The 21,992-nt window shown below is 67.3% G+C and carries 18 protein-coding genes; 5 read left to right on the forward strand and 13 right to left on the reverse strand.

Annotation, left to right across the window (positions count from 1 at the left end):
- Positions 1-136 precede the first annotated feature (136 nt).
- Positions 137-2,755 carry an ATP-dependent chaperone ClpB gene (clpB, locus tag BLQ70_RS04845; protein WP_091856001.1) on the reverse strand — a complete coding sequence of 873 codons (2,619 nt, stop codon included), beginning with the start codon at positions 2,753-2,755 and terminating at the stop codon, positions 137-139.
- Between the two features lie 175 nt (positions 2,756-2,930).
- Here clpB and BLQ70_RS04850 point away from each other — a divergent pair, with 175 nt between their 5' ends.
- Together BLQ70_RS04850 and BLQ70_RS04855 are read left to right on the forward strand one after the other, a co-directional pair.
- The gene (locus tag BLQ70_RS04850) at positions 2,931-3,239 is read left to right on the forward strand and encodes a DUF2293 domain-containing protein (RefSeq protein ID WP_091856002.1); all 309 of its coding nucleotides are present in this window, start codon (positions 2,931-2,933) and stop codon (positions 3,237-3,239) included.
- Between the two features lie 118 nt (positions 3,240-3,357).
- Positions 3,358-4,143, forward strand: a complete 786-nt coding sequence (locus BLQ70_RS04855) for an MOSC domain-containing protein (RefSeq protein ID WP_091856003.1) — start codon at positions 3,358-3,360, stop codon at positions 4,141-4,143.
- Positions 4,144-4,242: 99 nt separating this feature from the next.
- Here BLQ70_RS04855 and BLQ70_RS04860 read toward each other — a convergent pair whose 3' ends face one another.
- From BLQ70_RS04860 to BLQ70_RS04880, 6 genes are all read right to left on the reverse strand, one after another.
- Positions 4,243-5,271, reverse strand: coding sequence for a DUF4167 domain-containing protein (locus tag BLQ70_RS04860; protein WP_091856004.1), 1,029 nt, complete (start codon positions 5,269-5,271; stop codon positions 4,243-4,245).
- Between the two features lie 381 nt (positions 5,272-5,652).
- Complete coding sequence (gene prmC, locus BLQ70_RS04865; protein ID WP_244511900.1) at positions 5,653-6,492, reverse strand: peptide chain release factor N(5)-glutamine methyltransferase; 840 nt, start codon at positions 6,490-6,492, stop codon at positions 5,653-5,655.
- Positions 6,493-6,557: 65 nt separating this feature from the next.
- Positions 6,558-6,806: a hypothetical protein gene (locus BLQ70_RS25920; RefSeq protein WP_061965171.1), complete on the reverse strand. Its 249-nt coding sequence runs from the start codon at positions 6,804-6,806 to the stop codon at positions 6,558-6,560.
- 74 nt (positions 6,807-6,880) lie between these two features.
- Complete coding sequence (gene prfA / locus BLQ70_RS04870) at positions 6,881-7,966, reverse strand: peptide chain release factor 1 (RefSeq protein WP_091856006.1); 1,086 nt, start codon at positions 7,964-7,966, stop codon at positions 6,881-6,883.
- 56 nt (positions 7,967-8,022) lie between these two features.
- Positions 8,023-10,290 (reverse strand): phosphoenolpyruvate--protein phosphotransferase, encoded by a 2,268-nt coding sequence (ptsP, locus tag BLQ70_RS04875; RefSeq protein ID WP_061965175.1) that lies wholly within the window; start codon positions 10,288-10,290, stop codon positions 8,023-8,025.
- 181 nt (positions 10,291-10,471) lie between these two features.
- Positions 10,472-12,037 carry an alpha,alpha-trehalose-phosphate synthase (UDP-forming) gene (locus BLQ70_RS04880; protein WP_091856007.1) on the reverse strand — a complete coding sequence of 522 codons (1,566 nt, stop codon included), beginning with the start codon at positions 12,035-12,037 and terminating at the stop codon, positions 10,472-10,474.
- Positions 12,038-12,317: 280 nt separating this feature from the next.
- On the opposite strand from BLQ70_RS04880, the gene otsB reads away from it, so the two are divergent.
- Together otsB and BLQ70_RS04890 are read left to right on the forward strand one after the other, a co-directional pair.
- Positions 12,318-13,118, forward strand: coding sequence for a trehalose-phosphatase (gene otsB, locus BLQ70_RS04885; RefSeq protein WP_061965177.1), 801 nt, complete (start codon positions 12,318-12,320; stop codon positions 13,116-13,118).
- Between the two features lie 2 nt (positions 13,119-13,120).
- Entirely contained in the window at positions 13,121-14,962 is a 1,842-nt protein-coding gene (locus tag BLQ70_RS04890) for a glycoside hydrolase family 15 protein (protein ID WP_061965179.1), read from the forward strand.
- 42 nt (positions 14,963-15,004) lie between these two features.
- Here BLQ70_RS04890 and BLQ70_RS04895 read toward each other — a convergent pair whose 3' ends face one another.
- Positions 15,005-15,226, reverse strand: a complete 222-nt coding sequence (locus BLQ70_RS04895) for a putative antibiotic biosynthesis monooxygenase (protein ID WP_091856008.1) — start codon at positions 15,224-15,226, stop codon at positions 15,005-15,007.
- Between the two features lie 103 nt (positions 15,227-15,329).
- Here BLQ70_RS04895 and BLQ70_RS04900 point away from each other — a divergent pair, with 103 nt between their 5' ends.
- Positions 15,330-15,911, forward strand: a complete 582-nt coding sequence (locus BLQ70_RS04900; protein ID WP_091856009.1) for a TetR/AcrR family transcriptional regulator — start codon at positions 15,330-15,332, stop codon at positions 15,909-15,911.
- Positions 15,912-15,917: 6 nt separating this feature from the next.
- Here the strand turns inward: BLQ70_RS04900 and BLQ70_RS04905 are convergent, their stop codons facing one another.
- The 5 genes from BLQ70_RS04905 to BLQ70_RS04925 form a co-directional block, all read right to left on the reverse strand.
- Complete coding sequence (locus BLQ70_RS04905) at positions 15,918-17,126, reverse strand: M20 family metallopeptidase (RefSeq protein WP_091856010.1); 1,209 nt, start codon at positions 17,124-17,126, stop codon at positions 15,918-15,920.
- A 123-nt stretch (positions 17,127-17,249) separates the two neighbouring features.
- Positions 17,250-20,018 (reverse strand): tetratricopeptide repeat protein, encoded by a 2,769-nt coding sequence (locus BLQ70_RS04910; RefSeq protein ID WP_091856011.1) that lies wholly within the window; start codon positions 20,016-20,018, stop codon positions 17,250-17,252.
- A gap of 108 nt (positions 20,019-20,126) precedes the next feature.
- Positions 20,127-20,666 carry a chromate transporter gene (locus BLQ70_RS04915; protein WP_091856012.1) on the reverse strand — a complete coding sequence of 180 codons (540 nt, stop codon included), beginning with the start codon at positions 20,664-20,666 and terminating at the stop codon, positions 20,127-20,129.
- Positions 20,666-21,232, reverse strand: a complete 567-nt coding sequence (locus BLQ70_RS04920) for a chromate transporter (RefSeq protein ID WP_091856013.1) — start codon at positions 21,230-21,232, stop codon at positions 20,666-20,668. Before BLQ70_RS04920 ends, BLQ70_RS04915 begins: the two co-directional genes overlap by 1 nt.
- A gap of 9 nt (positions 21,233-21,241) precedes the next feature.
- Positions 21,242-21,874 (reverse strand): LysE family translocator, encoded by a 633-nt coding sequence (locus BLQ70_RS04925; RefSeq protein ID WP_061965193.1) that lies wholly within the window; start codon positions 21,872-21,874, stop codon positions 21,242-21,244.
- Positions 21,875-21,992 lie beyond the last annotated feature (118 nt).

Below are 21,992 nucleotides of genomic sequence, written 5' to 3' on the forward strand. Positions count from 1 at the left end.
GGGCGCAGCCGTCATGCTCGCCCCTGTGGCGAACATCCACGTCTTGAACATCGCATTGCCCGCAGGAAGACGTGGATGGTCGGGACAAGCCCGACCATGACGAAAGAGCGCCGCCCGAAGGCGACGCTCCACCAGATCAGTTCAGCGCGACGCCGGCCGGCCGCTTCTCCTTCACGGCCGCGACCGAACCCAGCATCAGCGAGCCCGGCCCGACGGTGATCGGCACATCCTCGCCGTCGACGATCTCGCCCGCGAGGATCGCTTCCGCCAACGGGTCCTGCACCGACTTCTGGATCACGCGCTTCAGCGGGCGGGCGCCATAGGCCGGGTCGTAGCCCTTCTCCGCCAGCCAGTCGCGCGCCTCCTTCGAGAGCTCGAGCGTGATCTTGCGGTCGGTCAGCAGCTTCGCGAGCCGGGCCATCTGGATGTCGACGATCGCACCCATGTCCTGCCGCCGCAGGCGGTGGAACAGGATGATATCGTCGATCCGGTTCAGGAACTCGGGCCGGAAGGCGTGGCGGACCACGCCCATGACCTCGTCGCGAACCGCGTCGCTGTCCTGGCCTTCCGGCTGGTTCACCAGGAACTCCGAGCCGAGATTCGAGGTCATGATGATCAGCACGTTGCGGAAGTCGACGGTGCGGCCCTGGCCATCGGTCAGGCGGCCGTCGTCGAGCACCTGCAGCAGGACGTTGAACACGTCCGGATGCGCCTTCTCGACCTCGTCGAACAGCACGACCTGATAGGGCCGGCGGCGCACCGCTTCCGTCAGAGCGCCGCCCTCCTCGTAGCCGACATAGCCGGGAGGCGCGCCGATCAGCCGGGCGACCGAGTGCTTCTCCATGTATTCGGACATGTCGATGCGCACGAGCGCGGTGTCGTCGTCGAACAGGAACGAGGCCAGCGCCTTGGTCAATTCGGTCTTGCCGACGCCGGTGGGGCCGAGGAACATGAAGGAACCGATCGGGCGGTTGGGGTCCTGCAGACCGGCGCGCGCGCGGCGGACCGCGGTCGAGACCGCTTCCACAGCCTCGCGCTGCCCGACGACGCGTGCGCCGAGAACCTCCTCCATGCGGAGCAGCTTCTCCTTCTCGCCTTCGAGCATCCGATCGACCGGCACGCCGGTCCAGCGGCTGACGACCTGCGCGACATGGTCCGGCGTCACGGCCTCCTCGACCATGCCGGCATCGTCGCCCTTTTCCTCGACCTCGGCCAAGGTCTTCTCGAGCTGCGGAATCTCGCCATAGGCGAGCTCGCCGGCCCGCTGATACTCGCCCTTGCGCTGCGCCTGGGCGAGCTCGTTGCGAGCATTGTCGAGCCTGGTCTTGATCTCCGCGGCGTGGCCGAGCTTGTCCTTCTCCGCCTTCCACCTGGTGGTGATGGTGTCGGAGCGCGTCTCCAGATCAGCCAGTTCGGATTCGAGCCGCTTCAGCCGCTCCTTCGAGCCGGCATCGCTCTCCTTCTTGAGCGCTTCCTGCTCGATCTTGAGACGGACGATCTCGCGATCGATCGAATCCAGCTCTTCCGGCTTGGAGTCGACCTGCATGCGCAACCGTGCTCCGGCCTCGTCGACCAAGTCGATCGCCTTGTCCGGCAGGAATCGGTCGGTGATGTAGCGGTTCGACAGCGTCGCAGCCGAGACCAGCGCCGAATCCGTGATGCGGACACGGTGATGCTGCTCGTATTTCTCCTTCAGGCCGCGCAGGATCGAGATGGTGTCCTCGACCGTCGGCTCGTCGACGAAGACGGGCTGAAAACGCCGCGCCAAGGCAGCATCCTTTTCGACGTACTTGCGGTACTCGTCGAGCGTGGTCGCGCCGACGCAATGCAGTTCGCCGCGCGCCAGAGCGGGCTTCAGCAGGTTGGACGCGTCCATGGCGCCATCGGTCTTGCCGGCGCCGACGAGGGTATGCATCTCGTCGATGAACAGGATGACGCCGCCATCCGAGGACGAGACCTCGGTCAGCACGGCCTTCAGCCGCTCCTCGAACTCACCGCGATATTTCGCGCCGGCGATGAGCGAGCCCATGTCGAGCGCGAGCAGTTCCTTGTCCTTCAGGCTCTCGGGCACGTCGCCATTGACAATGCGCAGCGCGAGGCCCTCGGCGATGGCAGTCTTGCCGACGCCGGGCTCGCCGATCAGGACGGGATTGTTCTTGGTCCGGCGCGACAGCACCTGAATGGTGCGGCGGATCTCCTCGTCGCGGCCGATCACCGGGTCGAGCTTGCCCTCGCGCGCCGCGGCGGTGAGGTCGCGGGCATATTTCTTCAGCGCGTCATAGGCCTGCTCGGCCGACGCGGAATCGGCGGTGCGGCCCTTGCGGATGGCTTCGATCGCGGCGTTGAGCGCCTGCGGCGTCACGCCTGCCTTCGACAGGGCCTTGCCGGCATCGCTGTCCTTCTCGATCGCCAGCGCGAGCAGGAGCCGCTCGACTGTGACGAACGAGTCGCCGGCCTTCTCGGCTGCCTTCTCGGCGGTATCGAAGACGCGGGCGAGGCCCGGCGTCAGGTTGAGACCGCCCGAGCCGCCCGAAACCTTCGGCAGCTTGGCCAAGGCCTGATCGACGGATTGCAGCGCGACACGCGACTGGCCGCCGGCCCGGTCGATCAGACCAGCCGCCATGCCTTCGTTATCGTCAAGCAGCGCCTTCAGCAGATGCTCCGGCGTGAACTGCTGGTTGCCCTCGCGCAGGGCGATCGTCTGCGCCGCCTGGAGGAAACCCTTCGCCCGATCCGTATATTTCTCGATATTCATTCAGCTATCTCCGCCCGCAGGCCGCGCCCCGTAGCGACGTGAACCTGCTGCCCTTTCATCAGGATGGGGCGCCGCGATGGGCCGCCCCTCGCCCTCCAAGATAGTGTGACATTGGCGCAACGGAAGAGGCCCGTACCAGAATTGACCTGGCGCAAGCGGCAGGCGCAGATCGGGCATGGCCGGGACCAAGCGACAGCAGGCGATTCGGAAAGCCTTGAGGGCGCTGGCGCCCGGCATTCCGCTGTCGGATGCCGAGGCCGTCGTGACGCTGGCGGAGCGGCGCCACATGAAGGACCTGCCGCCCTCGACAGCGCTCTGGCTCGCCCTCGGCAGCCATGTCCGCCACGTCCACACCGACTACGAACGCCTGCTCGGCGAGGGCTACGATCGCGACGCCGCCCGTTTCTTCGTCGCCGAGGAGACCGACGCCGTCCTTGCCGGCTGGGGTTGCCTGCGTTCGGTCAGCGAGGGCGAGGACGAATGACGCGATCTCCCTGCCATGTGCCGATGCAGGCGGCTGATCGAAACGGATACAAGATTTGATCTGTCAGGGCCGGCCGACGAGGCTATGGTCCGCGACCTTGCCTGAACGGGACCCGACCATGCGCATCGAAACGCTCTATCGCTATCCCGTGAAGGGCCTCTCGCCTGAACGACTCAAGCGCGCCGCGCTCTCGGCCGGCGGGTATTTCCCCGGCGACCGGCTCTTCGCCATCGAGAACGGCCCTTCCGGCTTCGATGCGGCCGAGCCCGTGCACCAGCCCAAGATCAAGTACCTGATGCTGATGCGTAACGAGTCGCTCGCCCGGCTGAAGACTCGCTACGACGATGCCAGCGGCGATCTCGTCATCCACGAGGGCGGGCAGGAGGTGCTGCGCGCGGCGACCGCCAATGGCGAGGGCCACGCCGCGATCGCCCGCTTCTTCTCCGGCTTCATGCCCGAGGAACTGCGCGGCGAGCCGAAGCTGCTGACGGCGCCGCCGACCTATCGCTTCACCGATTCGCGCTCGGGTTTCGTCTCGATCATCAACCTCGCCAGCGTCGCCGACCTGGAACAGCGCCTCGGGCAGCCGGTCGACCCCTTGCGCTTCCGCGGCAACCTGATGGTCAGCGGGCTTGCACCCTGGGCGGAGAACGATCTCGTCGACCGCGAGTTGACTGGCCCCGGCGGGCTGCGCCTGCAGGTGATCAAGCGGATCGAGCGCTGCGCCGCGACCAATGTCGACCCAGAGACCGGCGCGCGCGACATGCAGATCCCGAAGGCGCTGATGAAGAATTACGGCCATGTCGATTGCGGCATCTATTGCCGCGTCCTCGCCGATGGCGCGCTCGGCGAAGGAGACGGGCTGGTGGTCGCGGAGGCACCGGCGCGGCTCGGCATCGCCTGATACCGCCTGCCGTCATTCTCGGAACATCGGCAGATTCCAGACAAGAAAAAGGGCCCGAACGGGCCCTTTTCCATATTCGATCGATGATGCCGGAGCAGCTTACTCGCTCGAACCATCCGTCTCCGAACCCAGCGCATCCATGACCTCGCGCGGCGAACGGCGGCGGCGAGTGCGCTTGGGCGCAGCCTCATCCGCAGCCGGTTCTGCCGGCGCGGCAGCGGGCTCGACGGCCGGGGCCTCGACCGGCTCCGGCGCGGGGACACGCACCGGAGTGGTCAGGAAGGACGGCAGCGCGGCGGCGACATCATCACCCGCATCGGCCTCGACCTCGCGCTCGCGGCGCGGGCGACGCTCCCGCTGAGGGCGCTCGGCCCGCTCGGGACGCTCGAAACGGCGCTGTTCGCCCTGAGCCTGCTCGGAAGCAGTCTCGACGGCACCGCCCTCGCTGACCGGGATGTCGGAACGCGGCGCATCGGGACGCGGGGCGTAACCGCCGGGAGCCCCCTGGCCTTCGGCATTGCGGTCGAAACGACGCTCGCCGCGATCCGGACGATCGAAGCGACGCTCGTTGTTGTTGCTGTTATTGCGGTCGTTGTTGAAACGCTCGCGGCGGTTGTTGCGGTCGAAACGCTGGCCGCCCTGCTGCTGACCCTCGCCGCCCTCGCCCTCATTGCGCTGGCCACCGCCATGGCCGTTATAGCCATTGGCGTTGGCATAGCCGTTCGAGCGCATCTCCGGCTGCGGGCCGGCGCCAGGCTGGAAGGACTGGCTCTCATCGTCGCCCTCTTCCTCGCCCTCGTCCGCGTCTTCGACGAAGGCGCGATTCGGCGGGAAGGAATGGCCAAATTGCTGAGCCATCTGCTCCTGCGCCGCGAGCAGGATGCGGTAGTAATGCTCGGCGAACTGGAAATAGCTCTCGGCAGCAACGGTATCGCCCGAAGACTGGGCATCGCGCGCAAGCTGGAGATATTTCTCGGCGACATTCTGCGCCGTGCCGCGAACCTTTACGTCCGGTCCGTTGGATTCGTAGCTACGCTGCAACGGATTGGGAGATTTGCGATTGCCGTTATTGTTGCCGCCACCGCTATTGTTGCGGCCGCGCATACGCCGGTTCTGACCTGGTCTCATTCGCGTCTGTCTCGCGCTTCTGTGTTCAAAGCAACCGTGGTGCCGTCATGCGCGTTGCGATGCACAGCGGGTTGCGACGCTGTGTCGGACGAAGGTGACCTGAAGGGGCGATCCGCCGTTCCTGGTCTTCACGCGCTCTTTTCCAAAAAGGGGGTTTCAACCCCATGAGCCGATCGGCGCCACGCGCCTTCGGGGCTCCATCCGGCTTGTCAGTTGCATCGCTGCGGGAACACGCCCTCAAACGATGCCGTACTCGAGCAAATCCTGTACGATCGGGAACTGCCCAGAGGCTCGGCTCTGACGCCACCAGCTTCGGCTGGATGCTGCTTAGCTCGTTTTGGCTGCTTCTCCAAGCGAAATCGACCAAAAGCCTGTGCATTATCAAGCGAGCGTGAAGATCAACGCCCGCTCATGCCCTCCCAGATCGTTCCGGCTGCCACTGAATTCAAGCCCGCCGGCCCGCATCAGCGCAACGACATCCGGCCCCTGCCCGGCTCCGATCTCGAAAACGACGATGCCGCCGGGCGCGAGCAAGGGCGGCAGGGATGAAGCCAAGAGACGATAGGGCCCAAGCCCGTCTGCGCCCCCGTCGAGAGCGAGCAGCGGATCGTGCTCGCGCACCTCAACGGAGAGCGTCGCAATCTCGCCCGAGGGAATATAGGGCGGGTTCGAGACGATGAGATCGAAGCTGCCAGCGAGACCTTCGGTCCAGCTGCCTTGCTGGAACGCGGCGCGGCCTTCGACGCCGTTGAGCGCGGCATTGCCAGCCGCGGTCCGGCAGGCCTCCTCGGACAGGTCAATGCCGAGGCCGTGCGCCTGTTGCAACTCGCTGAGCAGGGCGATCAGCAGGCAACCGGTGCCGGTTCCGAGATCGAGCAGCGCCAGCTCCTCGCCGCGCCGGCCGGCAAGCTGCGCGAGTGCCGCCTCGACGATCGTCTCGCTATCCGGGCGCGGCTCCAGCGTCGCCGGCGACAGACGGAACGGCAGCCCCCAGAACTCACGCTCGCCGAGAATGCGCCAGACCGGCTCCCCCGCGAGGCGACGAACCGCGAAATCGTCAAGCCGCGCGCGTGCTTCCGCCGGCAGGAGCGTATCCGGATCGGCATTGTCGGCGCCCAGGCTGCCTTCGACCAGCAGCCGCGCATCGAGCCCGGGGCTCGCCGAGCCCGCGCGCAGGAGGCTCTGCGCAAGATGGCGCCGCGCCTCCCAGACGGTCGGCACGGCGCCCTCCCCTCGAACGCTTCCCGCAGAACCCGCTTCGGGTTCCGCACCTCCCCGAATGGAGGTCAGTTGCCCTGCATCTTCAGATTGACGCAGGTTATCATCTTCTTGTTCAGCGAGGCCTTGCTTTCGCGCGTGCCGCGCATCTCCGTCCGGCACGCCTTGCGCGCCTGCGACTGCGTCATCGCGCCCTGCAGAGCCGCCGGCTGGCCCGACGTCATCTTGCGGAAGGTGCGCTCCTGAGCCTGCGAGACGCCGCTCATCGCCAGCGCCATCAGCCCGGTCACCGCTATCGTCGAGAACATCTTGATCATGAGAGGGTCCCCCCTTTGCTGGTGTCGATGCATCAACAACGCGGGACGGGCGCTTTGGTTTCATCGCGCGGGCCTCACGCCATGCCCTCGGCCGCGAGAAGCTTCGCCTGATGCTCGGCCGTGAGTGCATCGATGATCTCGTCGAGCACCAGCCCCTGCATCATCTCGTCGAGCTTGTAGAGCGTCAGGTTGATGCGGTGGTCGGTCACGCGCCCCTGCGGGAAATTATAGGTGCGGATGCGTTCCGAGCGATCGCCCGAACCGACCTGCGAACGTCGGTCCGCCGAGCGCTCGGCATCGATGCGCAGGCGCTCCATGTCGAAGAGCTTGGCGCGCAGCAATTCATAGGCCCGCGCCTTGTTCTTGTGCTGGGAGCGCTCGTCCTGGACCAGAACGACGGTGTTGGTCGGGATATGGGTCAGGCGCACCGCCGATTCGGTCTTGTTGACGTGCTGGCCGCCGGCGCCGCCGGAGCGCAGCGTGTCGGTGCGGATGTCGGTCTCGTTGAGGGTGACATCGACATCGGTGGCGAGCGGCAGCGTCGCCACCGTCGCAGCCGAGGTGTGGATGCGCCCGCTCGCCTCGGTATCCGGCACGCGCTGAACGCGGTGGACGCCGGATTCGAACTTGAGACGGGCATAGACGCCGCGGCCGTTGATCTCGGCGATGACCTCCTTGTAACCGCCGGCCGTGCCCTCGCTCTCGGAGAGGACATCGAGGCTCCAGCCCTTCTGGGCGGCGTGGCGCTGATACATGCGCAGGAGGTCACCGGCGAAGAGCGCGGCCTCGTCGCCGCCGGTGCCCGCCCTGATCTCGAGAATGACGCCGCGCTCGTCGGCGGCATCCTTCGGCAGCAGGGCGACGAGGATCTCGCGGGCGCGCGCCTCGATCTCGGCGCGGGCGATGTCGCGCTCCTCATAGGCGAGATCGCGGAACTCGGAATCGGTCGCGGGATCGGCGATCAGCGCCTCCGCCTCGTCCAGCGAGATCTGCGCCTGCCGCCAGGAGGCGATCGCCGCGACCACGGGATCGAGCTCGGCCAGTTCCTTCGCGAGCTCGACGGTGCGCGCCGCCTCGGTGGCATGATTGATCTCGTCGGTCGCGGCGGCATGGCGCGCCACGATGACGTCGAGACGATCCTGAGGGAGCTGGAGGGACATCAAATGAACTCGTGAAACAAAAGGGAAAAGCGGCAGCGGCTGCAAAAGCAGCGTCGCTAGACCGGGACCTTGAACTCGGTCGCGAAGGCGGCCAGTTGCGGGCGCAGATTGGTGGCGCCTTCCGGAGAGGCCAGCATCCAGTCCATGCGCTCGCGCAGTTTGCCGGCGTCGAGCGCGCGCAACATCGCCTTGACCGGTCCGATCGAGGCGGCCGACATCGAGAAGCCGCGATAGCCCAGGCCGATCAGGGCCATGGTTTCCAGCGGCTTGCCGCCCATCTCGCCACAGACGGTGACGGGGCAGCCGGTCTCGGCAGCAGCCTCGATGATACGCCTGAGAGCCCTGAGGGCGCCGACGCCGAGCGGATCGAAGCGGTCGGCGACACGCTTGTTCTCACGATCGGCAGCGAAGAGGAACTGCATGAGGTCGTTGGTGCCGATCGACAGGAAATCCGCCTCGCGCGCGATCTCCCGCAGCTCGAACAACAGCGACGGCACCTCGACCATGACGCCGACCCTGAGATCGCGCGGCGGGGCAACGCCCTGCTTCTCCAGCATGGCCTGCTCGCGACGGATGATCATGCGGGCGCGGCGGAACTCCTCGGTGGTCGCGACCATCGGCAGCATGATCTTGAGATCCCGCCCCGCCCCGGCCCGCAGCATCGCGCGCACCTGCGCCCGGAGCAGCCGCGGCTTGTCGAGGCCGATGCGGATCGCGCGCCAGCCGAGCGCCGGGTTCTCCTCCTCGACCCGCTCCATATAGGGCAGCACCTTGTCGCCGCCGATATCGAGGGTGCGGAAGGTGACCGGCAATTCCGCCGCAGCCTCCAGCACGGCCGCATAGAGCGCCTGCTGCTCGGCGGTGGTCGGCATGTGCTGCGCCACCATGAACTGCAATTCGGTGCGGAACAGGCCGATGCCGGAGGCGGCCGTCGCCTCGATGTTCGGCATGTCGACGATCAGGCCGGCATTGATCTGCAGGGTGATGTCGACCCCGTCGCGGGTGACGGCCGGAAGCTCCTTGAGCTTCTGGTACTGCTTCTGCTTGCGGGCGCGCAGCCGCGCCTTGTCCTTGTAGGCGTTCTCGACGTCGGGCTGCGGGCGGATCTGCACCTCGCCCGCCTGACCATCGACGATGATGGCATCACCCGCCTCGACCAGCGCGGTCGCATTGACGACCTCGCCGACGGCGGGGATGCCGAGCGCGCGGGCGACGATCGCGATATGGCTGGTCGGCCCACCCTCCTCCAGCACGAGCCCGCGCAGATGGGCGCGATCGTAGTCCAGCAGCGCCGCCGGGCCCATCGAGCGGGCGACGAGGATGGCATTCTCCGGCAGGTTCTCGCGGGCGACGCCGTTCGCCTTGCCGACCAGCGTGCGCAGCAGCCGGTTGGCGAGATCGTCGAGATCGTGCAGCCGCTCGCGCAGATAGGGGTCTGTCTGGCGCAGCATCTTGGCGCGGGTGTCGGACTGGACGCGCTCGACCGCCGCCTCGGCTGTGAGTCCGGTCAGCACGACCTCGCGCATGCGGCGCAGCCAGCCCTGGTCATGGGCGAACATGCGGAAGGTCTCGAGAACGTCGCGATGCTCGCCGGTATGGGCGACGTCGCCGCGCTCGACCAGTTCGTCGATCGAGGCCCGCATCTCGCCGATTGCCGCTTCGAGCCGGCCGACCTCGGCAGCCGGATTCTCGGCGATGAGATTGGTGATCGCGACGCGCGGCTCGTGCAGCACGACATGGCCGAGGCCGACGCCATCGGCCAGCGCCACGCCGACGCCATGGATCGGACGATCGAGGCCAATCGAGGCGCCGGGCGCCGCCAGCGACTTGAGGCCGCCGGCCGCGATCATCTCCGCCATCAGCATGGCGGTGGTCTGAAGGGTCTCGATCTCGTCCTCGGAATAGAGCCGCGAGGCCCGATTCTGGATGACGAGCACGCCCATCACGGCGCCGCCGCGCAGAATCGGCACGCCGAGGAAGGAGCGGTAGACCTCTTCGCCCGTCTCCGGACGGTAGGAGAAGGAAGGGTGAGCCTGCGCGTCCGACAGCGCCAGCGGCTCGGCCTCGCTCGCGATCAGGCCGACGAGGCCCTCGCCCGCCCGCATGGTGGTGAGGTGGACCGCCTCGCGGTTGAGGCCTTCGGTCGCGTAGAGTTCAAGCGAGCCGTCCTCGCGCAGGACGTAGACGGAGCAGACTTCGGCGACGAGATTGCCAGCGATCAGGACGACGAGACGGTCCAGCCGCTCCTGCGGGCTGATCGATGCCGCCATGACCTCGCGGAGACGGCGCAACAGAACGCCCGGTCCTCCGAGAGCGCCTCGCATCGATCTCAGCCCTCCGCCCGCCTCCTCAGCCATCGACGATACGATGCCTGTCCAGACCTGAGTCGCCCACTCCGGTCATGCTGCCTTCTAGCGACCAAAGACCTTATTCGGCAAGGGCCGCGAACAGGGTCCGTAGCATCACCCCAAGATTTCCGTCGTTTTTGGGCTCGAGGCCCAAGTCTCAGGGCCGCACCAAAACGAGATGAGAGGCCTCGGCGGCACTCCGCTTCCGGCGCGATCCTGCCGACATCTTGCGGACACCGGCTTCCGGGGCAGCCGATGCCGCGGCCGATGTCTCGCCCCGGCCCGTCCGCCGCGCACCGGCACGTGGTTCCTTGCGCTCTTTACCCACGGCCAATGCCTCGGCCGCCCCGGCCTCACCGGACAGGGCCAGCAGGTATTGCCGCGTCCACCAGTCGATATCGGTAGCCGCGATGATGGCGTAGAGCTTCTCGAAGCGGCGGATGCGCTCGGTCTTCGGCATGGCGAGCGCGGTACGGATCGCTTCCGCCACCTCATGGGAATCGAAGGGATTGACGATCAGCGCCTCGCTCATCTGCTGGGCCGCGCCGGCGAAGCGCGAGAGCACGAGCACGCCCGGATCGGCCGGGTCCTGCGCCGCGATATATTCCTTGGCGACGAGATTCATGCCGTCGCGCATCGGCGTGACCAGGCCGACCTGGGCGCGGCGGTAGAAGCCGGCCAGCGCCTTGCGCGAATAGGCCTTCTTGACCACACGGATCGGCGTCCAGTCGAATTCGCCGAGCTGGGCGTTGAGACGGCCGGCAACTTCGTCGGACTGGCGATCCAGATCCGCATATTCGGGCACGTCGCTGCGCGAGGGCGGGGCAATCTGCAGCAGGCTGACCCGCCCGCGCTCCTCCGGATGGTCGCGCAGGAACTCGCCGAACGCCTCCAGCCGCTGGACGATGCCCTTGGAGTAGTCGAGCCGGTCGACCCCGATGACGAGCTTGCGCTGACCGAGGGATTCACGCGTGGCGCGCAGCGGCGTCGTCGCCTGGCGGGCGGAGGCGGCGGCGAGCCGGCGGAAGCCCTCCACATCGATCCCGATCGGGAAGGCCCGCACCGTGGTCTCGCGCGGGCCCAGCCGCACGCGCCTGCCGTCGGAGCGGGCGCCGCAAAGGGAGACGAGTCCGTCGATCAGGTTGCGCGCATCGACCTCGGTCTGCATCCCGACAAGGTCGTAAGCTGCCATGGTGCGGATCAGCGTCGCGCTGAACGGCAAGACGCCCATGATCTCGGCCGCCGGCCAGGGGATATGGTGGAAATAGCCGATGCGGTTGGTGACGCCGCGCCGGCGCAGTTCCGCCGCCAGCGGGATCAGGTGGTAATCATGGATCCAGATCATGTCGTCGGGCTTGATCAGCCCGGCAAGCGCGCGGGCAAAGCGCCGATTGACGCCGAGATAGCCCATATAGTCGCTGCGCTGGAACTCGGTGAGGCCGAGACGATAGTGCATCAGCGGCCAGAGCGCCCGGTTCGAGAAGCCGAGATAGTAGCTCTGGCGCTCGGCCTCGCTCAGATCGGTCACGGCATAGGTCACATTGCCATGCTCGACCTGCCTGACCGGCGCCGGCGCGCCCTCGCTGACCGCCCCGCTCCAGCCGAACCACAGACCGCCGCGCTGCTCCAGCGCTTCGCGCAGGGCGACCGCCAGCCCCCCGGCCATCACCTTTTCATGGCGATCGGGAATCGTGACGCGATTGGAAACGATGACAAGACGCATAAACTCGCATTCTCCGGCAGGGGCCGCCCGCATTTCGCCATCGGCGGCAGGAACAGAACGCTTCCGAAAGCGTAATGTTTCCGTGGTGCGGACGCGGTCACATGGCAGCGCTGTGGCAGCCGTGCGGTGAAATCGCGACGACATGGTAGGCTTTCGACAGATCGAGGCAACCCCTCGACCTCTATTTTCGACGCAGCTATGGCTAGGCGACAGGACAGAAAAGGATGTCCTTGGTCGCTTGGCCGCTCTTCTGCCGCCTTCTCTGCCCAGATACGAAACGATGACGATATTGATCGAACCCGATACTGCCTCAAGGCCCGATGAGATCGCTTCCCCGGGCAGCGAGATCGCTCTTTTTTTGGATTTCGACGGAACGCTCGTGGAAATCGCCCCTTCACCGGAGGACGTGCATCTCGACCGACGGGTGGCTCCGGCGCTGATGGCGCTGCGTGCCCAGCTCGGCGGTGCGCTGGCGCTCGTCTCCGGCAGGCCGATCGGCTTCCTCGACGGCGTCCTTGCACCGCACCGCTTCGATATCGCCGGGCTGCACGGGGCTCAGATCCGCGTTGACGGCGAGATCCGCTCGCAGGCCGATACGCATGAGGGCATGCATGGGGCGCTGCGCGATCTCGTACGCTTCGCCAACAGCCATGTCGGCATCATCGTCGAGGACAAACGCATCTCGATCGCACTGCACTGGCGCCTGGCGCCTTCGCTGGAGGCCGAGGCCCTGGCGCTGATGCGCAGCATCGCCGTGAAGCTGGGGCCGGGCATGCGCCTGCAGGAAGGCAAAGCCGTAGCCGAGCTGGTTCCCGCCGGCGCCAGCAAGGGCAGTGCCATCGCCTGGCTGATGGCGACGCCGGTCTATGCCGGCCGCATCCCGGTCTTCATCGGCGACGACATCACCGACGAGGACGGCTTCGAGGCGGTCAACGCCATGGGCGGCGTCTCGGTCCGCATCGGCGCCGACCGCGAGAGCCATGCCACCTGCCGGCTGGCCTCGCCGACCGCCCTGCGGCATATCCTTCTCGAAGCCGCCGAAGGTGGCCATCTTACCGCTTCCAGCTTCAAGCAGGACTGATCATGACCGTAACGACTTCGACCGCGGGGCAGCACTCCGCCTCGCTCGACCTCGGCGTGATCGGCAACTGCTCGATCGCCGCCCTTGTCGACCGCCGCGCCCGCATCGTCTGGGGCTGCTTCCCGCGCTTCGACCGCGACCCCGTCTTCTGCTCGCTGATCGACAACAAGGCCGAGGACGGCGATGCCGAGCCCGAAAAGGGCGTCTTCGCCATTGAGCTCGTCGGCATGACCCGGTGCGAGCAGGGCTATCTCGACAACACCGCGATCCTGTCCTCCGTGCTCTCCGACGACCAGGGCAATGCGATCGAGATCCTCGATTTCGCACCGCGCTTCGTGCGCTACGAGCGCTTCTTCCGGCCGCCGCAGCTGGTGCGGCGGGTCCGGCGCGTCTCGGGCCGGCCGCGCATCCGCGTCCTCGTCAGGCCCTGCCTCGGCATCGGCGAGGAGCCCGACGAGATGACGCGCGGCTCCAACCATGTCCGCTTCGTCGGCGCCGACCAGACGATCCGGCTGACGACCAACGCACCGCTTTCCTATGTCGTCGAGGGCACGCCCTTCGCCGTCGACCAGGCCTATTCCTTCTTCATCGGCTCGGACGAGGCGCTGCGCGCCGAGATCGAGACGACTTCGCGCGAGTTCCTCGACAAGACCACCGACTACTGGCGCGACTGGGTGCGCTCGCTCTCCGTCCCGTTCGAGTACCAGAAGGAAGTCATCCGGGCCGCGATCACGCTGAAGCTCTGCTCCTTCGAGGAGACCGGCGCGATCGTCGCGGCATTGACGACCTCGATCCCGGAGGCGCCGGGCACGCAACGCAACTGGGACTACCGCTATTGCTGGCTGCGCGACGCCTATTTCGTCGTCCATGCGCTGAACCGGCTCGGCACGACGCGGACGATGGAGGACTATCTCGGCTTCATCACCAATATCGTCGACACCTTCTCCGAGAGCGGGGCCGAGCATCTGCCGCCGCTCTATCCGATCACGCGAGGCGGCTCGCTCACCGAGTTCGAGGCGAAGAACCTGTCAGGCTATCGCGGGCACCAGCCGGTGCGCTTCGGCAACGGCGCGGCCGTGCAGATCCAGAATGACGGCTATGGCGCGGTCGTGCTGGCGGCGACGCATTCCTTCTTCGACCGCCGCCTGATCCAGCCCGGCAAGGAGACGCTGTTCGGACAGCTCGAGCGCATGGGCGAGATCGCCATCGCCGTGTTCGACAAGCCCGATGCCGGCCCCTGGGAGTTGCGCGAGAAGGAGGCGGTGCACGCCTTCTCGAGCGTGATGTGCTGGGCGGCCTGCGACCGGCTCGCCCGCATCGCCGGCACGCTCGGGCGCGCCGACCGGAAGGAGTACTGGAAAGGCGAGGCCAAGCGCCTGAAGAACACCATCGCCGAGCAGATCTGGAACGAGCAGAAGGGCCATTTCGTCTCGACCTTCGGCGGCGAAGAGCTCGATGCGACGCTGCTGCTTCTCGCCGAACTCGGCTTCGTCAAGGCCGACGATGCCCGCTTCGTCGCCACGGTCGAGGCGATCGGCCGCGACCTCAAGCGCGGCGACCTCCTGCTGCGCTACGCCACGCAGGACGATTTCGGCTACATGCATACCGGCTTCCTGATCTGCGCCTTCTGGTATGTCGACGCGCTGAACGCGATCGGACGCAGCGAGGAGGCGAAGGAGCTGTTCGGGCGCATCCTGCAGCGGCGCAACAGCTTCGGCCTGCTCTCGGAGGATGCGGACCTCAAGACCGGCGAGCTCTGGGGCAATTTCCCGCAGACCTATTCGCATGTCGGCCTGATCAACTGCGCGATGCGCCTGAGCCGGGACTGGGAAGAGGCGTTCTGAGGCGATCTGCTTAGCGGGCCTGCCCTCCGGGCCCGTGGCCCTTCAACGCGGCGCGCCAAAGCGGAAGGCGACCGGGATCACCCCGTAGACCATCGCCAGCACCATGGGCGGCACGGCCAGCGCCGTGACGCCGAAAATGGGCCAACCCGCGGTGAAGGGCGCCAACGCGGCCAGCACAAGATTGATCGCGGCATAGGCGCCCAGGGTCGCGACAACCAGAAAGCGCAGACGCGAGGCGAGGCGCGACAGGAAAGACAGAGCCATCAAGCTTCTCCACGTAACGAAACGTTCCGTTTCTATTTGTTGAACTAAACGGACCGTTTCGTTATGTCAAGGAGCGAGCGGCCCGTGCGAGGAGTTCGATAGGATGGAGCCAAAACCGAAGCGCCGGGCCTCGATCGGCGCTCGCCGCAGTCCCGAGACGGAAGCCGCGGTGAAGGCGGCGGCGCGGGAGCTGCTAGCCGAGAAAGGCTATGCCGGCTTTTCGATCGAGGAAGTCGCCCGCCGCGCCGGCGCGGGCAAGCCGACGATCTATCGCTGGTGGCCGAACAAGGCCGAGCTCTTCATCGCGATCTACGGGGTCGAAAAGGACGCCGCCATTCCCGTCCCGGATGAAGGCTCGTTGCGCGCCGACCTGCTGCGCTACACCAGGGATCTCTGGCGCTTCTGGCGTGAGGATGCGGCGGGGCGCGTTTTCCGCGGACTGATCGCCGAGGCGCAGACCAGCGCGGAGGCGCTTGCCGCGCTGCGCTTCAAGTTCATGCCGGAACGCCTCGCCTCACCGCGCCGAATGTTCGTGCGCGCCGCCGAGCGCGGCGAGTTTTCGCCGGAAGAGATCGACGACCGGCTGGAGCTCTGGGTCGGCTTCAATTGGCTGCACGTGCTGACCGACCGGCTGAGCGAGGACGAACCTTCGCTCAGCCGCAAGATCGACCTGCTCTGCCGCTGAGCTCCGTCACTCCACCTTGGCGGCAGCACGCATCACGGCGAGCGCCAGCACCTGCGCGGCCGGGACGATGCTCTCCACCTCCAGGAACTCGTCCGGCGTATGGGCCATGCCGCCGATCGGGCCAACGCTGCAGAGCGTCGGAGTGCCCTGCGCGGCGGTGAAGCCGGAATCGGCGCAGCCGCCGGTGAATTCCGCGGTGACGCCGATGCCGAAGGCGGAAGCCGCCTCGCGATAGGTGTCGTAGAGCGCGGCAGAATCCGAAGAGCGCTCCAGCGGCAGGAACTCGCCCTTGATCGAGAGCACGGCGCTGGTGCCGGCAACCTCGGGCTTCTCGATGATCGCCTTGATCTTGCCGACCATCTCGTCGCGCTGGGCGGCGGTGACATAGCGCAGGTCGATCTCGCACCAGGCGCTGGGCGCGATGGTGTTGACGGTCTGGCCGCCGCCGATCAGGCCGACATTGACGGTGATGCCCTTCTCCAGATCGGTGAGGCCCTGAAGCTTCGGGATCTTGTGGCCGAGATCGACGATGGCCGAGGCGCCCTTCTCGTAATTCGCGCCGGAATGGGCGGGCTTGCCGGTGAACTCGGCGCGCATGAAGACGCCGCCCTTGCGGCCACTGGTGACCGACTGCTTCTGGTCCCTGGCGAATTCAGTGCCGGCCGGCAGGCGGCTGGGCTCGGCATTGAAGACACAGCGCGACTCGCGGGCCGCCGCCTCGATGACCGGACGAGAGGACGGCGAGCCGATCTCCTCGTCGCTGGTCGTCAGCATCAGCAGCGGTGCGGCCAGACCGCCGCATTCGGCGAAGGCGGCAGCGACGAAGGCCGAGATCATGACGCCCGCCTTCATGTCGGCGACGCCCGGCCCATAGGCGCGGCCGCCCTTGATGGTGAAGGGTCGGCGGGTCGGTTCACCTTGCGGGAACACGGTGTCGCGATGGCCGAGCAGCATGACCGGGCGCTGGTCGTTGGCCGTGGGATTGGGCAAGCGTGCACGGACCGCGTCGCCGAAGCGGCTATCCGGCACGATCTCGACATCGAGCCCGTTCGCCTTGTGGAAGCGCGCGACGACATCGCCGGCCCGGTCGACGCCGGCCTTGTCATAGGAACCGGAGTCGGTGTCGACCAGCTCGCGCAGCAGCGCGACCATGCCCTCCTTGCGGCTCGCCAGCCACTCGGTGACCTTCTTCTCCTCGGGGGTCAGGGCGCTCATCAGCTCACTCGCATTCGTTCCGGATGGGACAATGCGGGCAGCTTATCGCCAATGCCGCGAGCGGCAATGGCGAGCGGTGGCGGCCATGCCATTCATGTCGCGCATGGCCTTAAGCCCCCAAGCCTATTTCCGGGCGGCCATCCGCCGGATCAAGGCATCGCGAGCCGTGCGGGTAGCGTCGCGGGTCGCTTCATCGGCCGGCGCGCGCGCCGGCTGTTCCAGCGCCTTGGCATAGTAGCCGAGCGCGAGCTGGTCGGAGGCGATCCCGGCATAGAGATCGCCCAGACGCTTGTTGGCCTGGAGAGACGCTTCGGACCGTGCCGCAGCAGCCTCGAAGGCGCCGATCGCGCCGGGCACGTCGCCCAGCTTGGCCTTCAATTCCGCCCGCGCGAGCAGGAGGCGCGGGTCGTTTGCCTTCGCCCCGAGCGCCGTCTCGACATCGGCGAGCGCGGCAGCGGCATCGCCCTGTCCGAGCCGGGCATCGCTCCGCAGCAGCAGGGCATCCGCATCGCCGGGAGCCACTGCGAGCCGGGCCGTCGCATCCTCCGCCGCTTCAGCGAAGCGTCCGAGGCCGAGCCTCGCTTTGGCCCGCAGCAGCAGCAGGTCGGCTTCCGGCGAAGGCGCGGCGAGCGCGGCGGTGGCGAAACGCTCGGCGGCAGCGGGATCGCCGGTCGCGAGATTGATCCGGGCTGCAAGCGCCTGCCAGCGCAGCTCGCTCGGCTCGATCCGCAGGGCCATCGCGATATCGGTCAGGGCGGCCGGATTGTCGGAGCGCAGGTTCAATGCGGCCCGCTCGGCATAGGCGCGGGCCCGATCGGGCGCCCGCTTGATGACCTCGGCGAAATCGGCGCGCGCAGCGTTGATCCGGTTCAGTTGCACGCGGGCAAGGCCACGCCAGAGGAAGAGATCGGCGACGAAGCCCGGCGTCAGGCCAGAGTTGCGGGCGCGGAACGGGATGTCGACCGCATCGTCGATGACCTTGCTCAGGTCCGATTCCGCGTCGAGCACATCGCCCAATCGGGCGGCGGCAAGGCCATTGACGGCCCGCGCCGCGATGTTGAAGCGGTTGTCAGTGAGCGCAGCCGCAGCCTGCTCCCGCGCCGCAGCCATGTCGCCCCGGACCAGCGCAACGCGAGCCCGCAGAGCCTGCTCGGCATAGGCACCCGGCAAGCGGTTGCTGCGCCAGTTATCGAGAATCGAGACGGCCTCGTCGAGCGCGCCGGTTTCGATGAGCGCCACGACGAGATCATCCTCGCCCTCCGGTCCCGTGGGGGCATCCATCGGCAGCCGCGCCTTCTCGCGCATATCCTCCAAGGCCTGGGCCGGCCGGCCAGCCATGAGAAAGGCGTTGGCGCGCTCCTCGCGATAGTACCGCGCCTTGGGGTCGTGCTCGACGAGCGCGGTCAGATCGGTGACCGCCGCATCGTAGTTTCCCCTGCCCTGCGAGACCGCGGCCCGCGCCAGCATGGCTCGCGCCCAGATCTCCTTGTCGGCACCAGAGCGACGGACGGCACTGTCAGCGTCGGCCCAGGCGCGATCGAAAGGCGACATGTCCTTGTCATAACGATAATCCGCCATATGCGCGTAGGCCCGCGCCAGGGTGGCGGGGAGATAATCGGGTGCCGCTGCCACGGCCAGTTCGAAATCTCCCAGCCGGTCGGCGAAGGGCCTGGCCCCGGCCCGCAGGATCAGCCTGTCGGCCTTGTCCTGCGGGGTCGTCGCCGTTTCGACGAGCCGGTCGCAGCTCTGCATGCGCAGCGGATCGTCGCGGGTGGCACAGCGCTTCTTCAGTTCGGCCTCGCCGAGATCGGCCACGACGATGGGCTTCGGCTTGTCGAATTCCGCGACCCGCGCCGCGTGACGCTCTTTCGAGGCGACATCATAGACCATCTTCGCATCCGTGCGCGCCGCGGAACGGGCGAGGATGGCACGGGCGCCGGGCTGATCGCCCGAAGCGAGCAGGATGTCCGCCTTGAGCTCATGGGCATCGAACAGGCCGGGATCGAGTTCGATCGCCTTGTCGGCATCCACCGTGGCTGCGGCAATGTCCTTCATCGCCAGCTTCACCGCACCACGCGTCGCATAGGCGCGTCCGAAACGGGGCTGCGCTTCTGCGACGATTTCGGCATCGGCGAGCGCTTCCGGCAATTCGCGACGCGCCAATCGCGCCCGGGCGCGGATCTCGATCAAATCGACCTGCTTCGGGAAGGCGACAAGCCCCTCGGTCGCTTCCTTCGCCGCGGCCTCGAAGGTGCCGAGATAATACAGGCTGCGGGCGCGGGTGATGAAGGTTTCCGAGGTACGGAAGCCGCCCTCGCGCGCCTTGTCGATATGCGCGACGGCGTCGCTATAGCGGCCGGTGGCATAAGCGAGCAGGCCGAGGAGATAATCGCTGCGTGGATGCTGCTTTTGCCAGAACAGGCCCTTGCGCAGGTCCTCGCCTGCCCCGGCGAAATCATACTGCAACAACCTGAGATAGCCGCGATTGGCGTGGTTGTCGGGGTCGAAGGGATCGTTCTCGACGGCTGCGGTGAAATCCGCCATGGCCCCGTCGCGATTCCCCAGCGTGAAGCGGACGCGGCCGCGATCCCGGTAGAGCGGCGCGAATTTCGGCGCGATGGCCAGCGCCTCCGTGTAGTCCTTCTCCGCCTCGGCGGGACGGCCGAGCGCGAGCTGGGTATGGCCGCGCGCGACATGGGCCATCGCCTTGACCTTGCGGTCGGGGCGCCCCTTCAGCAGCGTGTTGCAGGCGGCGAGCCCCTTCTCGGTGCGATCATCCTTGCAGAGCGCAACCGTTCCGGCCTTCTGGGCCTGGGCCGTCTGCGAGCCGAGCATGGAAAGCATCGGCAGTGCGAGGACAAGGAAGGCCATCCGCGAGAGCAAGCTGGGCATGCCGACCTCCCTGACAACGCACCGGGGTGACGTTGGGAGATGCTAGCATGATGGCGGGGGTAGCGTCATGCCATCCCCCGAATGCACGACCGGTGCTGCCGCTCGCGCTCAGGCGATACCCGCATACCAGGCGAGGACATAGGCGAGCGTGCCGACCGCCATCGGCACGAGAGGATTGACCTTGGAGCGATAGGTCACCAGCGCCGTCGCCGCCGTGATCGCATAGCCAATGACGCCGGCATCAGCGGCCAGCGTCGCAACGACGCCGCTCGCCAGCATCAGGCCGAGCGCGATCGGCACCAGCGCAAGCGTGGCGATCCGGACCACGCGATGGCCACCGAAGCGCTGGAGACCGCGGCTCGAGGCGAGCGCCAGCAGGCAGGAGGGCAGCAAGAGGGCCGTCGTCGCGACCAGTAGGCCGGCGGTGCCGGCGACATGCCAGCCGATGACGCTGCCGAGCATGATGTTGGGGCCGGGCGCGGTCTGCGCGATGGCGAAGAGGCGGGCAAAGGTCGGTGCATCCATCCAGCCAAGGATTTCGACGACCTGGCGGTGGATTTCCGGCACCACGGCATTGGCCCCGCCGATCGCCATGAGCGAGATCGTGCCGAAAGTGACGACCAACTGGAAGAAGACGCCGCGCTCCATCAGACCCGCCGCGCTCCCAGCGTCGCCGCGACCAAGCCGAGCGGCACCAACACCAGCAGGGTCGGCAACATCGGCAAGCGCAGCAGGCCAACCGCGACGAAGGCGGCGGCAGCCATGACCCAGGCCCAGCGCGCAAGCCCGGCCTTCGTCAGGAGCCGCAGGGCAGTACCGAGGATGAGCCCGGCGGCGCTGGCGGCGGCGCCGGTCAGGGCGATCTGCGCCAAGGGGTGGCCGGAGACGGCATCATAGCCGTTGGCGAGCGCGACCAGGCAAAGCAGCGGCATCGCCATCAGCGCGAAGACGCAGGTCAGAGCGCCGATACCGCCGCGGAAGCGGTCGCCCAGCATCACCGCCGCATTGACGGTGTTGGCGCCGGGCAGCGCCTGGCAGATGCCGATCAATTCGGCATAGCCGCGATCGTCGAGCCAGTTGCGCTCGGTGACGATGATATGGCGCGCGATCGGCCCCACGCCGCCGAAGCCCATCAGGCCGATCTTGAGAAAGCCGGTGAACAGGTCCGGCAGGCTCGGCCGCGGCGCTTCCGATGCGGTTTCGAGGGTCGACATCCGGGTTGGCTAGCGCCGCGATTCCATCGCCATGCGCAGCGCGAAGCCGGCGAGCACGGTGCCCATGATCCAGCGCTGGACCAGCGACCAGAACGGCCGCGTCCGCAGGAACAGCGCGATGCTGCCGGCGGCCGTCGCAATCAGGGCGTTGACGCTGCCGCTGATCGCGATCTGGACGAAGCCGAGCACGACCGACTGGCTGAGCACATGGCCGGCGGCCGGGTCGATGAATTGCGGCAGCAGCGCGAGGTAGAACATCGCGATCTTCGGGTTGAGCAGGCTGGTCAGGAAGCCCATGGCGAAGAGCTTGCGCGGCCCGTCATGAGGCAAATCGCGGACATGGAAGGGCGAGCGTCCTCCCGGTCGCACCGCCTGCCAGGCGAGCCAGAGCAGATAGGCCGCGCCGCCGAGCCGCAGCACGTCATAGGCATAGGGCACCGCGAAGAGCAGCGCCGTGATGCCGAAGGCGGCGCAGAACATGTAGACGAAGAAGCCGAGGATGACGCCGCCGAGCGAGATCAGCCCCGCGCCCCTGCCTTGCGCGATCGATCGCGAGATCAGGTAGATCATGTTGGGGCCGGGCGTCAGCACCATGCCGAGCGCGATCAGCGAGAAGGTGATGAGGGTCGTCGTCTCGGGCATCTGAAGCGCTCCGGCGGAACTCAGCGCTTGGACCATGGATCGCGAGAGCCGGCAATCGGCTGCGCCATGGGAGCGGCCATGCAAGCGTCGCCATGCTGGGAGCCTCGCCCCGCCGCAA

The organism is Allobosea robiniae, from assembly GCF_900102525.1.
GTDB lineage: Bacteria > Pseudomonadota > Alphaproteobacteria > Rhizobiales > Beijerinckiaceae > Allobosea > Allobosea robiniae.